Below are 18159 nucleotides of genomic sequence, written 5' to 3'. Positions count from 1 at the left end.
GTATCACTACCGGCATTGCCATGTCATTTTTTGCGCTACTTCACACTTATGTTTAAATTTAATCCTTTAAATTCAAATATATAAATTTTTATACTATTTTACCATCAATAATTCAATTGCAATACAATTTCGTATAGATTAACGTCCATAAATGAAATGTTTTGTAAATGTGCTGTAAACGTGAATGAAGCGATGCTGTACGAGACGATCCCTAGGAGCGACTACAGATGAAGACTAGACATTTACAATTTGGGTTATTTTGTAACAGGAGAAGTTTGTTTCAAGGCACTACTCAAGTGTTTTCGGGAATATATTTTCTAGTGTAAATCAGTGATTAATCATTCTTCTCACGGCAGAGATGAGTCCTATTTCAAAAACAGGAGAATAGCGGTGAGTGTAGCAAATGAAACTCTGTCTTTACTCGAAAAAGGTGATATTACGCGGTTAACCGGAGGAGGACTCTGGGATGACTGGCTTGATATAGATGCATTAAATAAGCTGGTGTATCACCCTCTCCTGGTTGCCATGCGTGAAGAGCGATTAACTTTAAACGGCATGCGTTATTTTCTGATTCAACATCACCATTATTCCCGTAACTTTACTCGGTTTTTATACGCCTTGGTTAACCATTTGGTTAGCCATACTGATAACCTCAGTGATGCCCGGCATTTAATGGAAAATCTACTTGAAGAAATAGGCGTTGACGGCGACGGAAAAATGACACATGCCGAACTTTTTCAGCGTTCATTACAGGCAATTGGCGGTCAACCCACCAGTGTACCGGCACTTGCAGAAACCGAATATTTTGCTTCATCAGTATTGAATTATTGTCGCTCTGACTCGGTTGCCGAAGGGCTAGCTGCATTCTGTCTTGGAGTCGAAGCCATCGCTCCTCTTATTTATAAACCAGTGCTGGATGCACTTATCCATTTGGGCATTGATGAACAAGGCCTTGAGTTTTTCCGACTGCATGAAGATCATGCTATTACAATGATGCATATACTCAAGAAGCTTACAGAAAATAATCCTGAACTGACGCAACGTGTTAAAGAAGTTGGGCGCAACACCATACTGCTGCGTTGTCATATGTTTGATGCAATTTACAAAAAAGTTCAGACAGAGATGACTTCTGACTCTAATAGTTTCCGCACCTTTGAAAATTATGAGTCAAATGTACGGAGTTATTGCCGCGATTACCCTACCATTTTCAACACAGCAAGTAATGCATTATTAATCGATAACCAAGGAGAATCATGGATTGATTTCTTATCTGGTGCTGGCTCTCTGAATTATGGTCACAACAATCCGTTGCTTAAAAAATCGTTACTTGATTACATACAGCAGGACGGCATAACACATTCCCTTGATTTATATACTGACGCTAAAAAATCATTTATTGAAAATTTTAATCATCATATTCTTAAACCTCGTAACTTACATTATCGTTTCCAGTTTACTGGGCCAACGGGAACCAACGCTGTAGAGGCAGCAATGAAAATTGCCCGTAAAGCCACCGGACGCAGCGACATAGTTGCCTTCACTAACGCGTTTCACGGTATGTCATTGGGTGCATTGGCCGCAACGGCCAGAGAAAATAAGCGCAACGCGGCGGGCGTACCGCTTAATAATATTATTCGTCTTCCCTACGATAATTTTCTTGGTCAAGATTTAGCATCGCTTGATGTACTTGAAAAAATGCTGTTTTCACCGGGTTCAGGCATCGATCTTCCAGCCGCCATTATTCTCGAAACTATTCAGGGTGAAGGTGGTGTAAATATTGCCAGTGTGGAATGGCTACGCGGAGTGGCAAAAATGGCGGAGGAAAATAATATCATTTTGATTGTCGATGATATTCAGACAGGTTGCGGTCGCACTGGCTCCTTTTTTAGTTTTGAAGAAGCGGGATTAAAACCTGACATTATTTGCCTTGCAAAATCTCTTTCAGGATATGGACTACCAATGTCTTTAGTGTTACTAAAGCCTGAACTAGACATCTGGCAGCCAGGTGAGCATAACGGCACGTTCCGAGGTAATAACCTGGCCTTTATTGGTGCAACAAAGGCGCTTGATTACTGGCAGGATCAGGGATTCCTTCAAGGGCTTGAAAAAAAATCAATACTTATATCTGATTTTCTGAAAGAACTGGCGCAGCGCCATGTTCAGTTAATTTGTGACATTCGCGGCAAGGGAATGATGTGGGGTATTGAATGCCACAACACGCACCAAGCATCAGTAATAAAAAGGGAAGCCAGTCAACTCGGATTAATTATAGAAACTTGTGGTCCGCAGAATCGAACCATTAAATTATTGCCTCCCCTGACCATTGAATTAAGCACGCTCGAACAAGGGTTGCTTTTACTTGAAAAGGCTGTAGACCACGCATCTTTCCACTGACAAATGGCAGGGTAAAAATGAATATTTCAGCATTAACTATTCAGGATAATTTGTTTCTAATTGACAATGCATTGATCGAGAGAAAATTATCTAGTTTAAATGAGGCGGAAAAATCAACTTTATTTGAGGCACAGCAATTACTGAGCCGAAAGCTAGGGGAAAATGGGCTGAACTTTGAAGGAAAAAGCTATCCCGTTTCTATTCGCCCATTAATATTATCCCAAGTAGTGGTTCAAGACCTTGCTAATATTGGCGAGCGCTTTACAGATATTTTCGAGCACTTTGCTCGTGCTTGGATAAAAAGCCCCTGTATCAGAGATTACTTTCCAGTCTATAAAAAGAGCGAACATTATTTATTTAACCTGCCGAGTCATACACCACTGGTCAGAATTTTTAGGCTCGATGGGTTATTTGATGACGATGGCGTATATCAGATTCTCGAGACTAATACGGATTGCCCAGGTGGGGTTATCCAAAATGGCCTTGCCGGAGCTATATGGGCTGGTGTATCAAACCCGCTATTGAAAGACGTAGATACCTGTGTGGATTTCCAGCCCTTTGTCAGTGATACTGATTTGTTTCTTAAAGAACTATTGACAACGCATCAGGAACGTACCGGTGAACCTGCCCAACGCGGAGCCATTGTGACTTACAAAGGACGTTTTAAGAATGAAGTGTCCTGGATGGCAGAAGGCCTCAATCGGCTTGGCATCCCCACCGAGGTTATCGATGCCTCGCTTTTACGACGCCATAACAACACTCTGGTTGATTCAGATGGACGAGTCATTGACGTGGCTTATAACAAACTTGACCTGCGCGACTTGATTGATGAACCCGAAGTCGATGAATATCTTACCGCAGCCGCCCAAGGTGAAGTCACTTTTATTAATCCCCTAATTTGCCAATGGCCGCTAGCGGACAAAGCCATCATGGCGGTCCTTAGCGATCCAGAAATGCTTTCATTTCTCTCCGAAGATGATAAAGCGTTTTGCCTGAAGCATATTCCGTGGACTCGCGTATTACGCAACGGGCATACAACATCACCGCAAGACGAACAAATCGACCTTCTCAGTTGGGCCATTGAAGAGAGAGAACAACTTGTCCTTAAACCGTCCAACGCCACACGCGGGGAAGGACTACTGGTGGGACCATTTACTTCGGCTCAGGAATGGGTGGAAAGCCTCCGCCATGCGGTTGCTAGCAACGAAACATGGATAATCCAACGCTACATCCGGGGCCGTGTTATTTCGGCGGTGCATCCGGATATCGGTGTGACGGACTCCATGTGGTCAGGTGTGGATACTTATGTCTATGGTGGCAAATTTGCCGGCTTCCAAGCAAGGGCCAGTTTTGACCCAGTCATGAATGTGGGCCGCAGAGGCATACTTCTACCTGTCGTGATAGTTAAGGAGGGTAAATAATGACCAGATTCGTTTTAGCATCCCAACCACGTCTTCAACCCACTGTAATTGCAGTTCCGGTAGGGAATAATGACATCGCAATTCATCGCGGTACTCGCCAAGGTGAGGCAAGTTTGATTATTTCTGATCCCTACGGCTGGAAGATTGCAGCGCTCAACACGATGAAAGGACAACAATCTATCAGTGATATTTTGCAGGTGCTAGCGGATAAAGGGCTCCGGGTTGAAGAGCCTGATCTACGGAAGTTGGTGGAAGAACTTCAAACGCAGAATCTGGTTCAGGATGAAAGTTATTTTGACTATCAATCTCTCCGTCCGGACCAAACAGAGCGTTACTCACGCAATCTGAACGGTTTCGCTGCACTAAGCGACACTGGCATGACCCCGGCAGAATATCAGCAGAGACTGCTCAAGGGACATGTCCTGCTGCTGGGCTGTGGAGGGCTGGGCAGTTGTACCGCCACCGCACTGGCAATGGCTGGCTGCGGTACGATCACGCTGGTTGATTTCGATGAAATAGAGCTGAGCAACCTCAATAGGCAGCTCTATACCGTTAATGATGTGGGAACGCGAAAAGTTGATGGCCTTAAAACCCGACTCACCGAGGTTAATTCGGATGTGACCATCAACACTGTCTTTAAACGCATAACCGATACGCCGAATGTCCGAAAATTAATCGAACAATTTCAACCGGATATTGTCGTCGCTGCTATTGATCGACCGGTAATTGCAGCCGATCGCTGGATTAGCGATGCCTGTTTCACCACCAGTGTGCCCGGCGTATTTAACAGCGTCTCGGCAGGAATGGGGATGTTCTGGACAAAATATCCTGGGAAGAGCAGTTGTTTCCGTTGTGATGAAAAATGGTCACAGACAAATAACCCGCATCATTACGAGATGCGCGCTTGGCGTGAAAAGCATGACCTGATACCAGCGACATCAGCATTCAGCCACTCAGCTATGATTGTTGGCGGTATGATGTCGGCCGACATCGTCAGGAAACTGGTGGGTTGGCCTATGATCTCAGCTGGGAAACTGATAACCGTCTCGTTCACTACGCTAGAAACCACGGTTATCGATAAACCGCAGCATCCTGAATGTGAACTTTGCGCATCCTGAGGAGACACTAATGTCCGAATCATACAGACTTATAGATGATGATCCTGCTGTGTGGGGCTCAATTCAACTCAAAAGCAAAAATGATGTGGCCTTGGAGGTTACCGATAGCCAACTGGAAGCGATTAAACAACATCTGGCATCCCTAAAAGACCGGTCATATGAAGATTTAACCAATGCTGATTTCCATTGTCCTGAGCTGGATGCACTGGTATCCACTGTCCGGTATCACCTGCAACAAGGGCGAGGAGTGGTAGTGCTGAAAGGTTTCCCTCGGGACACATTTTCTGATTATGCCTTGAGCCAGTTGTTTTGGGGGATTGGAATAGGGTTGGGGCGCCCAGTAGTACAAAATGCTCAAGGGGATCGAATTGGCCACGTTAGAAATGAAAAGGTCAATCCGAACAATCGAGGATATATGTCTAATCGGGAACTTGGATTTCACTCTGATGCTTTTGAAATTGTGGGGCTGATGTGTCTAAGCGGCAGTGCGTCAGGTGGCTTAAACCAAGTAGTTAGCGGGTTAGCCGTTTACAACCAACTGGTTCGCGAGAAACCTGAGCTACTGGATGCCCTGTTTGAGGGATATTTTTACGCGACGGCAGAACGCGCGGTAAGCGATCGTCCTTTCACTTCTTACAAAATCCCAGTCTTTTCGCGCATGTCCGGAAGAGTGAGTTCAATGTGCCTTGGCGCTTATATTCGCGCAGCAGCGAAGCTTCAAGGGGAGCCATTACCAGCTCCTATTGACGCAGGATTAACCGCTTTTTACGACATTTGCAACCGTCCAGAGTTCAGACTTGAATTTATGCTTGAGCCTGGAGAAATCCTTTTTCTCAATAATTACACCACTCTTCATTCGCGCACGGAGTTTCAGGACGATGAAAATCATCAGCGCCATTTATTACGGATCTGGCTCGAACTATCAGAAGGGAGGCCCGTCGTGTCTGCACTAAGAGCACGCGGCCACGACTATGAGCAGCTATTTGTGGAAAAACATATCAGCAATACAGTCAGTTGATGCATTCGACCGGAGCAGGCTACAGCCCCGGTCAGTAAGGATAATTTTATGAATCAAGCCATTTTACCTACAGGATTTACCATCACCGATTCTGATAAAAGTGACAGTCTGGCTCGCGCCAGGATAAGTGATTTACTGGATCACTGGAACGTGGAGCAAACCGGTAAAGCTGATAATCAGCCGTTGGATTTTTATATCCGCGATCAAGACGGTGAAGTTATCGGAGGACTGGTAGGACGCACTTCTCTCGGTGTTCTTTTTATTAACTATTTCTTTCTGCCGGTCTCACTAAGGCGTAGGGGGACAGGTAGCGAATTGCTGAGACGCGCTGAAGAAAAAGCCCGTCTTCGCGGATGCCATACAGCTATGTTGTTCACGATGTCTATTCAGGCCCCGAATTTTTACCTCAAACATGGTTACACCATCTTCGGAGAAGTACCTTGTCAGCCTACGGGTAATGCCAGAATTTTTATGCAAAAGAAACTCTAAGACACCATCCCCTTGCACATAGGAGCGGGAAAATTTATGTCAGAAATTATCATAGCATCTCTCGGTGATGTGCTTATTAACCGAAAGGAGCCGCAATCAGCCTTTAATCTTCTGGCTCCTTTGTTCAATAAGGCAGATGTAATTATCGGTAATTATGAAGGTGTGCTGACAAACCGGCCCAAACCGATTCCTGGACGACGTGGGATGACAATCTCTGCGGTCGAGAATGTGCAGGGCGTTATCCCCTTCAATGTGCTATCGCTTGCCAATAACCATGCTATGGATTCCGGTATTATAGGCCTTAAGGATACCCTGAAAGCACTACATGCTGCGGGTGTGCAAACCACTGGCGCGGGGATGTCGTACAAAGATGCGTTGCGTCCAGCATACATTGATTGTAAAGGGGTAAAGCTAGCGGTAATCGGGGTTACAGGTGTTTACCGAACGGGGACGGAAGCGAATACCGTGCAGGGCGGTGTGGCAGCATTGCGTTCCAAAGATTATTACTCTCCCCCATTTTCTGGGGCGGTGGTTCCAGGCGCTATTCCTGAAGTACTGACACTAATTAATGAACACGACTGGCTGCACTTTTCGGAAACTGTAGCACAAGCCCGTTCGCAAGTTGATTTTGTTATCGCAGCAGTTCACTGGGGGGATCATTGTCGAGAGTATGTCATTACTGACTTTGAAAGAGAGCTAGCCAGCCGCATGGCGGATACTGGGGTTGATTTAATTATTGGACATCATCATCACACTGTACGCGGATTTCAGTGGCAAAAAAAGATGTTGACCTGCTATGGGCTTGGTAATGCAGTTTTCGATCAACCATGTGTATCGGAAGGAGAGAGGACGGGGGAAACGGGTTTTCTGTTACCGGAAAACTCGCGGTTTTCAGCCGTCGTTGTCACCCGCTGTTTGCCACAGCAAATTGTTTCAGCCCACTTAATACCACTTTTTATTGAAGACGATACTCCCGCGCCAATGCATAGGAACAGTGATGAGTGGCATGAATTTTTGCGTATACAGGACTGTTGTGCCCAACAGAGCCATCTTGATGCCATCGTCGTAGATAATGGCACTTGGTGGAACGACTTCGCCATGTTGGACATTATGAAAACTTCTGTCAAATGAATCGTGAGGAAACCATGGCCATTTTATGTTTCGGAAGAAGTATTAAGATCAACTTTGCAGACTGGCTGCAAGAATGCGGAGAGGACTTGTGGCTTATTAGCGCCGCGCCACAATTCCCTTTTCAGCATCACTATCGTTACGTTCGACAGTTAGACAGTCTTGATGCCGGAGAGAATGTGCTGGCGATCGCTACAGAACTAGCCCGGAGCGCAACATTTAGCCGTGTACTTCCTCACTCTGAATTTGACCTTATTCGTGCCGCGCAACTACGTGAATATCTGGATATTCCCGGACAGAGTGTGGCAAGCGCCTGCGCCTATCGGGACAAAGTTTTAATGAAGGACTATCTGCAACATGCAGGCATGGAAGTTGCTCCTTACAAACGTCTGACGAGCTGGTCTGATGTGCTTTCATTTTGTGAACAGTATGATTTCCCCAACGTTATAAAACCGATAGACGGCTGTAGTTCCAAAGATGTGATGGTTGCCCGCAATCTTAGCGATATTGTGGATTTCTTCCGCGATAAAACTGTCGATGGATGGATGATCGAAAAATTTATTGCGGGCAATATGTATCACGTCAATGGAGTGATAAACGAAAATGGTGAAGCTTTCTTCGCACCCTGCGCTTATATCAATAACGCGCTAGATTATCAGCATGCGGGGATTTTCGGCAGCCGTACAATTGAACCTGACACCCTGCTGGCGAAAAGGCTAGTCACATTTACCCGTCGCACCATTGAAGCCCTGCCTCCAACACCGGCACTGGGATTCCATGCCGAAATCTTTCATACCGCCGATGACAGGTTGCTGTTGTGTGAAATCGCAGCCCGTACTGCAGGTTCCTTGACGGGAGAATTGATTGAACATACCTGGGGTATCAATATCCATAAAGCCTGGATTCAGAGTTGCGCCGGCATGGCTAATGCGCTGAATATCCGTGCTTCACCGCGAGAATACGCCGCATCTATTCGTGTTCCGGTACGTACGGCGCGCCTGCTTACCTTACCCAACGTAATTCCTTTTGACTGGGTGTATACACTTTGTTTGTCAGGCAGAGTGGGCCAGACCTATGAGCAAGCCACTACATACACCGATGATGTGGTCAGCGCGATGATTACTGGAAGTAGTGACGCAGAATTAAACGAACATATCCGGCAATTCACCGACTGGTTAAACGATACCATTCGATGGCAAGCATGATGTTATTTCTGTATGGCCTTCTTTTTTGAGAGAAATTGACGATGAAAATACTTATTGCTGGATCAGGTGCGGGTGCTCAGGCGCTTGCCTGGAAACTCTTACACTCTCCTACAGTGGAAAAAGTCTTTTTGGCACCAGGCAATCCAGCTACGGCAAACGAAGCGCGTATGGATAATATTCCTGTGGCGTCTGGAGATGTTGAAGGACTGGCTCGTGCGGCTCGGGAACTAGCGGTAGACTTTACTCTGATTACTCCCACTCAGACTTTGGCTGCTGGGGTGGCTGACCATTTTCATCTACTTGGATTACCTATTATTGCCCCTTCGCGGGAATCCTCCAAGCTTGAGTGGTCAAAATCGTTTTCCAAACAGCTGATGGTTAAGTATCAAATACCTACACCACATAGCGCGCTTTGTCGGACAGCAGAAGAAGCTCGAGAGTTTGCGGCAACTTTATCCTTGCCTATAGTCATCAAAGCGGACGGAATGGTGCATGGTGGAACTGGAGTGGTAATTGCTAATGACAGGGATGAGGTTGAGGTAACCCTCAACCATTTTTCACCCAAATCCGATTCGCCTGTCCTGATAGAACAATTTATTGAAGGTGAGGAGATATCCTATACTATTTTGTTTGATGGCAAACATGCCTTACCGCTGGCGGAAAGCCGGGACTACAAAAAATTGCTCAATGGGGATAAAGGACCCAATACAGGCGGTATGGGGGCATATTCACCTGTGCTGACCCCCGACCAACATGATGTCATTCTCAATCGGATTGTCGAGCCTTGTATTTCAGCGTTGGCAGCAGAAGGAATTGACTATCGCGGTTTTCTCTATTTCGGTGTCATGATCGATAAGCAAGGAACTCCCCTGCTGTTGGAGATTAACTGTCGGCTTGGTAATCCTGAAATCTTCACCATTCTTGAGCGATTAGAAAGTCCCCTGCATGAAATTTTCGTCCTGGCCCTAAAACAAAGGCTCGATTTAGCGCATGTACGCTGGAGTGATCGTGTGGCGGTTGCCTTGCAGATATCTTCAGAAGGATATCCTTTTACAGAACGCAAAGGTGATGAAATCACTTTACCCGCTTGCCCTGAAGGAACACATATTTTCCATTCCTCTGTCATATCCGAAAATAATAAATTGATAAGTAATAGTGGAAGGGTCATTGCAATAAGCTCCACCGGTATATCTTTCAACGAGGCGCGTGAACATCTGTATGAAATCGCCCGGAAGGTGCATTTCGACGGTATGCATTACAGGACAGACATCGCAGCAGGCCTGGATCAATAATAAGCGTGATCTTGTTACGGAGAAGCGAATATATGTATGACGTGAAAAAAAACCAACGAAGGGTATTATTAGCGGCAAATATCAGTTACATACTGGTTATCTTGGATTCCTCAATTGTTAATGTAGCACTACCAACAATAAAAGAGAGTATGGAGTTGGAGGTTTCAGCTCTGCAGTGGGTCGTGAACTCTTATCTGCTTCTATTTGCCAGCCTTCTCCTTTCAGGGGGAGCCTTTTGCGACAGGTACGGTTCAAAACGTGTTTATCTGGTGGGGCTTGGTCTTTTTACTTTGGCTTCTGCAATATGTGGCTTTTCCCATAGTGCATCTATGTTACTTCTGGGACGGGTGCTACAAGGCATTTCTGCCGCGATTCTGGTTCCCGCTTCGCTCTCATTGATCACTCATACATATACAGAAAAAACGGAACGGACTCGCGCTATCGCTAGCTGGGCAAGTTGGGGAGGTATTGCTCTGGTGCTTGGGCCTATCGTTGGAGGCTGGTTGACCGAATATTTTTCCTGGCGGGCTATATTCCTTGTCAATGTTCCGTTGTGTCTTATAGGGATGTTGCTGACTACTTTTGTACAATCGCAAGAGCAGGAACATAAAAAAACAGTCCTTGACATAAAAGGACAAATACTTTTCTTCCTAACGTTATTTTGTTTTATCTCAGGTGTAATTAGATTGACCGACTCAGCACAAAGTGATAATAGCGCTATAGTGCTACTGATAACGTCTGCGGTTTTACTCACAGCATTTTTACTAGTAGAAAAAAAAGTCGTTGCACCAATGTTACCGCTGGAGCTTTTCAAACGCCCAAACTTCAGCGCTATTTCTTGGATATTCTTTGCTGGCTCATTCTCTTTTTTCGGCTCCCTATTCATTTTAACATTCTGGTTTCAGGATATTCAGCATCTTAGCGCAGTACAAACAGGTGTAGTCTTATTGCCTTTATCCATTAGTGTAATCTTAGGAAATAAAGTGTCAGGCTGGTTTGCGCACCGTTACCAGATCAACCACATGATGATCGCCGGCGCACTAATTAGACTAGTGGGGTTTATCGGATTACTAATTACCCAATACACCATGGATTATCTGTATATTATTATTCCTCTTATCTTGATTGGTTTCGGTGGTGGATTGGGATCTCCTATGTCTACCTCTTTATTTATGCAAAGCACCCCTCGGCAATATACAGGGGTGGCTTCTGGCATATCCAGGGCGACGGGCCAGCTAGGATCTGCATTTGCTGTCGCCGTGTTTGGGCAAATTATCAGCAACAAAGCGTTATTTGTCCCCCATATGAAATATGCTGTAATTACAATTGCTTGTGCAACTTTTTCTATTGTACTGATCAATATTTTCAATGTAAAAAACGATATTGATGAATACCAGTCATCGCTTTCTGCCAGGCCAGAAAAATGAAAGACGAACTTGTCCATTTCCCTGTGATGAAACTAGGGCAATTGATCAGTAAGGGCGAAATTTCCCCTGTTGATGTGGTAGAAGCTTATCTTGAGCGCATTGCGCGTTTGGATGGTGAGTTGCACGCTTTCGTTGAAGTTTATGACGCTGAGTCCCGACATTCTGCACGACAGGCAGAGCGGGAGATAACAGCAGGGCGTTATTGCGGACCTTTGCACGGTATTCCGATAGCGGTCAAAGATTTCTTTGACGTTGAAGGAACAGTAACGAGTGGAGGAACTAAGTGCTTTACGAAAAGGGCGCAAACCACCGCCCCCGTAGTTAGAGCGCTTCAGGATTACGGTATGATCCTGATTGGAAAGCATCGGGCTGTTGAACTGGGTATGGGGGCGGCAGGGATAGTAGAAACTGGCCCCACCCCACTTAATCCTTGGAAACCAGATCTAAGGATCGCTGCTGGCGGCTCCAGCAATGGTTCCGCAGTGGCAGTTGCCGCAGGTCTAATCCCAGTCGCGCTGGCAACTGATACCGGCGGTTCTGTGAGGATACCAGCTGCATGGTGCGGAGTATGTGGCTTTCGCCCTTCCTCTGGACAATTATCCCTCAAAGGCGTGTTGCCTTTGAGCCAGACAATGGATACTGTCGGCATCATTGCCAAGGAAACTATCGACGTTGAGCTCATTTATAACCATTTATATCCGCAGGAAACATTAAAAGAAATATCTGAACCTGTAAAAATTGCTTTATTACCGCTTCAGGAAAGAATGTCTTTGTGTGAGGAAAGTGCGCTTCATTACCAAGCGCTGTTAAACCTGTTGCCATTAGAGGAGTTTCAAATATTAAGAATCTCTCTTCCCATTTCTTTGTCTCAATGTATGAAGGCTAATAGCCAGATTACGGCCTTTGAGGCCTGGCACAACTATGGATATTTATGCAAACCTGGGAGTGGGCTTGGCGAGAAAGTTATAATGAAACTGGAACGCGGAAATGAGGTAAAAGAAACCGAATATTTGCGTGCATCACTCTATTGCCACCAGATACGGCAAGCGTTCTCTCAATGGTTCCGTAAAGTTGACGCACTTGTCATCCCAACGACACCAGAACCGGCATGGCCCCTAGAGGAAAACGAGAAACACACACCGCCAAATGACTTTACGCGCTTTGTTAATTTTGCCGATTTATGCGCAGTGGCTATTCCGACAGGATTGAATCATGTTGGCCTACCTCAATCAGTGCAGATAATCTGCAAAAAAGGAGATGAAAGAAAAGCTCTGTTAATCGCAGGAATGATTGAACGCCGTATCGGTTTCTCGGATACAGCGCGTGGAATATTACTCAAGGCAAGATGAATGCTGTGAAGGATTCATCGAGTATAATAGTTGAAGGCAGCATTATGGCAAACCGGACGAGCGATCCATTCATAAGCAAGATGTTCATCCACCGGTTGGATTTTTCCTACAGACATCGCTATTAACTGTAGTTTAGCTGCTCGTTCCATAAGCACTGCAATATTACAGGCCTCTTCAATTTCTGCACCTGCAGAAATTTGATCGTGATGAATGAGCGAGCAAGATAGTTTTTTTGCTTCCCAAATCTTGGGTTAAAATAAGTTCATCATATGATTTTAGATTTTTGCTTAACCTCATTCACCACACCTATTTAAATGATGTTTAAACAAATCGATAAATTCATTTAATAACGCCTTATTACCATTAATAATAGATAACTTGATATGGCATTAAAACTTCACCTTTTACTGTAATTTTTATTCCGTGGAATTACTGACTTATCTCTCAAAAATAACAGTACACAGACAAGAGCAATATTCTGTGGGCCATTTATTATCTGCCCACAGGGAATATTAATCATTCACTATTTCAGGCTAACCGCCAGTTTTGTGCTGATTGCTGTAATGTCCAAAGATCGTGGTAAAGACCTCGATTTTCCAATAATTGCTGGTGTTGTCCTTGCTCTACAATTTCACCATTATTCATCACCACAATTTTGTCTGCATATTCAATGGATGACAATTTATGCGCAATAACCAGCACGGTTTTATTGGCTATCAATGACTGCATCGCTAATTGGATATCTCTTTCATTTTCCGGATCAAGCGAAGCTGTTGCTTCATCTAAAATAATCAGAGGCGCATTTTTGAGTAATGCCCTTGCGATAGAAAGCCGTTGCAATTCTCCGCCAGAAAGGTGTATCCCATCAGCGCCGATTTCCGTATTCAATCCATCAGGCAATTTATTCAGCAAACTATCCAATCTTGCCAGACAGCAGACACGCAATAATTCTTCATCACTGGCATCAGGGCAGGCAATTCGCAGGTTATTACCAATCGTATCATTGAGCATATAATTACTCTGGAATACCACACTGATATATTGCTGCCAATATTCCACCTCCATCGAAGCAATATCGACTTTCTGGTTGCCGCGGCCTACACAAATACTTCCTTCAGAAAGTTGCCAGAAACGGGCTATTAGTGCAGCCAGCGTTGATTTTCCTGAACCGGAAGCCCCAACTAAAGCGGTAACTTTATTCGCTTCAATAGTTAGATTTATTCCTCGAAAAATTTCTGGTTTATCTGGATACGCAAAATGCACATTATCTAATTCAAGCGTCATATTATTGAGCTGCGGTCGGGTATTTCCCTGCGACAATTCAGGCAATTCAAAGACTTTTTTAACCCGTTCTGAGGCCAGGCTAAAATAATTCAACTCAGCCAGAAACATTGACATATTTAATAATGGCCGGAAAAAACGTACCGCAGCAATAAGAAATACCAGTACCTCCGCTAATGACAAGGTGTGCCCCAACCACCCCCAAGTCAGTGCGATCAATAACACGATAAATCCGCATTCCACCAGCAAATTAAAACTGTATATCGGCCAGACGCCCGCTTTTTCAGCCGTTAACGATTGCTGATAAGTGGTAGTGAGTACATTATTCAAACGGCCAAAAGCCTGACCAAGCATTCGATAAGATTTCAATACTTTCAGGCCATCAATATACTCCATCAAAGCATCATTAAGTTTGAACAGTAATTGCTGCATCCAACTTTGCCAGCGGCGCGCATATTGTCGCATCAGTAAATAAGCACACACCGCCAGAGGTAAAGTCGAAAGCATAGCCAGTGCCATACGCCAATCTTTTAATAATAATCCGATAGAAAAGAAACAGAGTACGGAAGCCGTTGCAATTATTGGCGCATACAAATGCGTGAAGATATGTTCAATCATATCAATATCTTTCAGCAATGTATTATTTACACTACTCATATCCGTCCGTTGGAAAAAACCCATCGGCATACGGCGTAAATGTTCTCCCAGGTTTTTACGTAATGTACGCCCTGCATCGAAACCAATCAGTGCAATATTGTAATAAAGTGTACGAGCCAGTAATACCCGAACCAACATCAGAGCCGCACAACCGCCAACCAGTTTAAACTGATACACCCTATCGGGCATATCAGAGAGCATATCGAGAATGATGTAGTAAAGAAATGCGTAAGGCGCTGATGCCAGAAAAGCATCCAGTATGGAGAGTGCCACCATACTGGAAAGCCCTTTCAGTGGTTTTCCAACCAGACGGGAAAGGTTAAACGCCTTAAACATGTGAAACCTCCTGGTTACGCATAGCCACATGCCAGCTTTTTGCCGCCTGATGAGCATCCCACATATTCTGATAAAGTTGGCACCCCTGCAAAAGTTGCTGATGCGTTCCTTCCGCCACTTTACCTCCATTATCCATCACAATGATTTTATTAACATTGACCAGTGTATTCAGCCGATGAGCAATCACCAACACCGTGCGTCCTTTCATCAAATAGGATAGCGCCTGCTGGATTTTCACTTCATTTTTCGCATCCGCATAAGCGGTCGCTTCATCCAGAATTAAAACCGGAGAATCTTTTGCTATCGCTCTGGCAATAGAGATCCGTTGAGCCTGCCCGCCACTGAGCGAGCCCTGCTGAACTACTGTTTGATATCCTTGCGGCAATTCACGAACAAATTCATCAACACAAGCCGCTTTAGCCGCAGCAATAATCTGCGATTCCGAAATATCCTGATTCCCCATTCTGATGTTATTCATAATGGTGTCTTCAAAGATAAATACATCCTGAAAGACAAAACTAACCAGCGACATTAATTGATCCAAAGACATTGCGGTAATATCGCTTCCCCCAATCGAAATACAGCCTTGCTGATACTCATATAACCGGGGAATAAGTTGAGCGGCGGTTGTTTTCCCTGCCCCAGAAGGGCCGACAATCGCGGTAATTTCCCCTTGCCGCGCGATAAAAGAGAGAGCATCTACCGTAGGAATAACCGCATTATTATGGCGGAATGTGACATCTTCAAAACAGATATCACTCCCCTTAATTGGCTGTGGAACAGCGCCTTCACACTGCCGGGGCTGCTCAGAAAAATCACGGATATTTTCCACACCTTTTAACATTTCGCTGAACATACCCGCAAATTGCAGCAGGTTGTAGAGTGGCTCCATCAAGCCAATTCCCAACAGCATGAAGATAAATAATGTCGCCAGCGCCACATCCCCTTGGGCATACAGCCAGATACCAACGGGCATAATACATAACAATCCCAAATCCAACGCCAGCTTAAACAATGCCGCGGGTGTTCGGGTATCGACAAGCCATCCTGTGACTAACCGATGATGTTGTTCCACGGCATTGGCATACCGCTGATGGGAATCTACTGTCATATTGAAAGCTTTGACCAGTGGCATACTTTTCACAAAATCCACTACGCTGGTATGCAAATCTGCGACAACCTGATGATAAGCTCTGATACGCGAATCAAACCCCTTGAAAATCCAGCACTGCATGGCAATGGCTACCGGTAAAGGGAGCAATGCCAATAACGCCAACCTCCAGTCAAAGAAAAACAGCAACGTAGCTGCTGCCAACGGTGAGACAATAGCAGCAGCGATATCCGGTAAATGGTGAGCAATGAATGTTTCAATTCTACCAATATCATCTGAGATGATTTTCTTCATTGTTGCAGAGGTATGACGATTAGACGCCCCCAACGGCAAATCACCCACTCGCGCAATCACTTTACGGCGTAATTCAAACAGAAGCTGGAAAGCCGCTTTATGTGATAGCAAACCGGAAAATAGTTGCAATATGATCTTGCCAGCCAACGCCATGACTGCCAAGCCGACCAGCCACCATACCTGTGATGCAGCCGCATCAGGCTGATGCAGAAAAGTATCTATCAGACGATAGATCAACACATAAGGCACCAACGCCAACAAAGAGTAGATAACGGCTAAGGTCATGGAAGCGATCACTCTTTTCTTTTGAGTCCCGATCAGTTTCATCAACCAAGAAAAAGCGCTGTCATCTGATTTCATTGGTGTACCTCAGCTCGCTGAAGTTGAACAGATGGGCGGTTAATCATAGACGAAGACAAACGGAAACAAACGGTCACAATAATAATTGTGGTAACACTTCCTACAACCGCCGCATAGAAAGCATGGGTGAATCCCCAATAGTGTGCCAGCGTTCCGGCAATGACCATTGCCGCACTGCTGCCGAGCACTTCACAACATTGCAGCAAGGTAAAATTGGTTCCTGGCTGAATAGCATCCTGTTTGCTATCGCCTTCGCTCCAGCACATGAAACAAGAGAAGAAAGAGACGCAGCTCAGATTGAAGAAGAAACCTTCCAACATAAAGAAGATAAAGACCATTGTGGGATCTGTTGATGATACCGTGAGTGAAATCGCCAGTCCTAACCAACATAACGCACTAGCAATCAACCCACTTAATGCCAAAGTCGGGCTGGAAAACCAGCGATGAAGCAAACCCGCAGCCAGCGCTCCGGTAATATAACTGATAATTAACACACTGCCGGAAATCAGAGCAATAAATTCCAGATTAACACCCATGTCTACAAGCAAAGGCGATATCAATCCAGCGCCAAGCGTGCTGGCAAATTTAAACAACAATGCCATCAGAATAACCGGAAAACTTCCCTGACGACGGAATATTTTCCAGACGGAAGCACCGCCCGGTTTAACGGGAAGCTGCTGATCGATATTGAATTTATCCTTATTAAGCATAAATGGAATATGGCAAACTATCTGCACCAGTAAAAAGAACAGCACCATGTTGTGCCAACCCACAGAGCTGAAAACATAAAGGCTGAGAATACCACCAACCAGCATCCCCAAGCTAAACCCAGCAACTTGACCGACATTCACTTTAACATGACGACTGCCTGCAAAAGTGCGCACTGCCAGAGCATCAACCGCAACATCCTGGCTGGCATAAAGAAGATTGATGAATGTGAGTATGATCAGCAAACCGATGACATCAGTTTGCGGGCTGAAAAACCACAGAGAAGCGACAGCAAGCAATGAAAGTATTTTAAACAGTTGAATCCAGGCTAATCCGGCAGAAAGTTTGCCAAATCCCCACGGTTTATGGTTTTCAATGAAAGAAGCCCAGATAAATTTGAATGCCCAGGGTAACATGCATAAACCAATAAGGCCGATAAACTGCATATCAGCCCCTTGTTGCCGTAAGATCCCCGGCAAAGCAAAAATTGCCAACCCCAAAGGAGCACCTTGCGCGCAATAAAGGCCAAATAAACCAACAAGGTTATGATTATATTTCATGATATTTCCTA

General features: G+C 45.0%; 14 protein-coding genes. 10 read left to right on the top strand and 4 right to left on the bottom strand.

Translation table 11 applies throughout. The features are described 5' to 3' along the window. The first annotated feature begins 390 nt into the window (after positions 1-390). The 10 genes from ectB (at position 391) to LGZ99_RS00300 (ending at position 12841) form a co-directional block, all read left to right on the top strand. Positions 391-2394 carry a diaminobutyrate--2-oxoglutarate transaminase gene (gene ectB / locus LGZ99_RS00345; RefSeq protein ID WP_081858267.1) on the top strand — a complete coding sequence of 668 codons (2004 nt, stop codon included), beginning with the start codon at positions 391-393 and terminating at the stop codon, positions 2392-2394. A gap of 17 nt (positions 2395-2411) precedes the next feature. Further along, a complete protein-coding gene (locus LGZ99_RS00340) occupies positions 2412-3815 on the top strand; it encodes a diaminobutyrate--2-oxoglutarate aminotransferase (RefSeq protein WP_021323511.1) in 1404 nt (467 codons plus the stop codon). Beyond that, positions 3815-4933: a ThiF family adenylyltransferase gene (locus LGZ99_RS00335; protein ID WP_021323512.1), complete on the top strand. Its 1119-nt coding sequence runs from the start codon at positions 3815-3817 to the stop codon at positions 4931-4933. The genes LGZ99_RS00340 and LGZ99_RS00335 overlap by 1 nt, the downstream gene beginning before the upstream one ends. An 85-nt stretch (positions 4934-5018) precedes the next feature. Then, positions 5019-5951 carry a TauD/TfdA family dioxygenase gene (locus tag LGZ99_RS00330; protein ID WP_262978780.1) on the top strand — a complete coding sequence of 311 codons (933 nt, stop codon included), beginning with the start codon at positions 5019-5021 and terminating at the stop codon, positions 5949-5951. A 48-nt stretch (positions 5952-5999) separates the two neighbouring features. Next, the gene (locus LGZ99_RS00325) at positions 6000-6440 is read left to right on the top strand and encodes a GNAT family N-acetyltransferase (RefSeq protein ID WP_023043331.1); all 441 of its coding nucleotides are present in this window, start codon (positions 6000-6002) and stop codon (positions 6438-6440) included. Between the two features lie 36 nt (positions 6441-6476). Next, complete coding sequence (locus tag LGZ99_RS00320) at positions 6477-7571, top strand: CapA family protein (protein ID WP_023043330.1); 1095 nt, start codon at positions 6477-6479, stop codon at positions 7569-7571. An 86-nt stretch (positions 7572-7657) separates the two neighbouring features. Then, a complete protein-coding gene (locus LGZ99_RS00315; protein WP_158019910.1) occupies positions 7658-8773 on the top strand; it encodes an ATP-grasp domain-containing protein in 1116 nt (371 codons plus the stop codon). 41 nt (positions 8774-8814) lie between these two features. Further along, positions 8815-10065 (top strand): phosphoribosylamine--glycine ligase, encoded by a 1251-nt coding sequence (purD, locus tag LGZ99_RS00310; protein WP_021323516.1) that lies wholly within the window; start codon positions 8815-8817, stop codon positions 10063-10065. A gap of 32 nt (positions 10066-10097) precedes the next feature. Then, complete coding sequence (locus tag LGZ99_RS00305) at positions 10098-11492, top strand: MFS transporter (RefSeq protein ID WP_023043329.1); 1395 nt, start codon at positions 10098-10100, stop codon at positions 11490-11492. After that, on the top strand, positions 11489-12841 hold the full coding sequence (locus LGZ99_RS00300; protein WP_021323517.1) for an amidase: 1353 nt from the start codon (positions 11489-11491) through the stop codon (positions 12839-12841). The genes LGZ99_RS00305 and LGZ99_RS00300 overlap by 4 nt, the downstream gene beginning before the upstream one ends. 14 nt (positions 12842-12855) lie before the next feature. Here the strand turns inward: LGZ99_RS00300 and LGZ99_RS00295 are convergent, their stop codons facing one another. From LGZ99_RS00295 to LGZ99_RS00280, 4 genes are all read right to left on the bottom strand, one after another. Further along, a complete protein-coding gene (locus LGZ99_RS00295; protein WP_262978779.1) occupies positions 12856-12990 on the bottom strand; it encodes a hypothetical protein in 135 nt (44 codons plus the stop codon). A 379-nt stretch (positions 12991-13369) separates the two neighbouring features. After that, complete coding sequence (locus LGZ99_RS00290; RefSeq protein WP_262978778.1) at positions 13370-15115, bottom strand: ABC transporter ATP-binding protein; 1746 nt, start codon at positions 15113-15115, stop codon at positions 13370-13372. Further along, positions 15108-16880: an ABC transporter ATP-binding protein gene (locus LGZ99_RS00285; RefSeq protein ID WP_262978777.1), complete on the bottom strand. Its 1773-nt coding sequence runs from the start codon at positions 16878-16880 to the stop codon at positions 15108-15110. Before LGZ99_RS00285 ends, LGZ99_RS00290 begins: the two co-directional genes overlap by 8 nt. Then, positions 16877-18148 (bottom strand): MFS transporter, encoded by a 1272-nt coding sequence (locus tag LGZ99_RS00280; protein WP_021323520.1) that lies wholly within the window; start codon positions 18146-18148, stop codon positions 16877-16879. The genes LGZ99_RS00285 and LGZ99_RS00280 overlap by 4 nt, the downstream gene beginning before the upstream one ends. Between the last annotated feature and the right edge of the window lie 11 nt (positions 18149-18159).

The sequence above is a fragment of the Photorhabdus temperata genome (assembly GCF_025384845.1).
GTDB lineage: Bacteria > Pseudomonadota > Gammaproteobacteria > Enterobacterales > Enterobacteriaceae > Photorhabdus > Photorhabdus temperata.
The sequence above is the reverse complement of the archived record's forward strand: the minus strand, read 5'-3'. Positions and strand labels throughout refer to the sequence as shown.

Coding starts and splice junctions, on each gene's coding strand:
- LGZ99_RS00290 (WP_262978778.1), bottom strand. CDS start 15,115: ATGTTTAAGGCGTTTAACCTTTCCCGTCTGGTTGGAAAACCACTGAAA.
- LGZ99_RS00320 (WP_023043330.1), top strand. CDS start 6,477: ATGTCAGAAATTATCATAGCATCTCTCGGTGATGTGCTTATTAACCGA.
- LGZ99_RS00300 (WP_021323517.1), top strand. CDS start 11,489: ATGAAAGACGAACTTGTCCATTTCCCTGTGATGAAACTAGGGCAATTG.
- LGZ99_RS00305 (WP_023043329.1), top strand. CDS start 10,098: ATGTATGACGTGAAAAAAAACCAACGAAGGGTATTATTAGCGGCAAAT.
- LGZ99_RS00295 (WP_262978779.1), bottom strand. CDS start 12,990: ATGGAACGAGCAGCTAAACTACAGTTAATAGCGATGTCTGTAGGAAAA.
- LGZ99_RS00335 (WP_021323512.1), top strand. CDS start 3,815: ATGACCAGATTCGTTTTAGCATCCCAACCACGTCTTCAACCCACTGTA.
- purD (WP_021323516.1), top strand. CDS start 8,815: ATGAAAATACTTATTGCTGGATCAGGTGCGGGTGCTCAGGCGCTTGCC.
- LGZ99_RS00340 (WP_021323511.1), top strand. CDS start 2,412: ATGAATATTTCAGCATTAACTATTCAGGATAATTTGTTTCTAATTGAC.
- LGZ99_RS00285 (WP_262978777.1), bottom strand. CDS start 16,880: ATGAAATCAGATGACAGCGCTTTTTCTTGGTTGATGAAACTGATCGGG.
- LGZ99_RS00325 (WP_023043331.1), top strand. CDS start 6,000: ATGAATCAAGCCATTTTACCTACAGGATTTACCATCACCGATTCTGAT.
- LGZ99_RS00280 (WP_021323520.1), bottom strand. CDS start 18,148: ATGAAATATAATCATAACCTTGTTGGTTTATTTGGCCTTTATTGCGCG.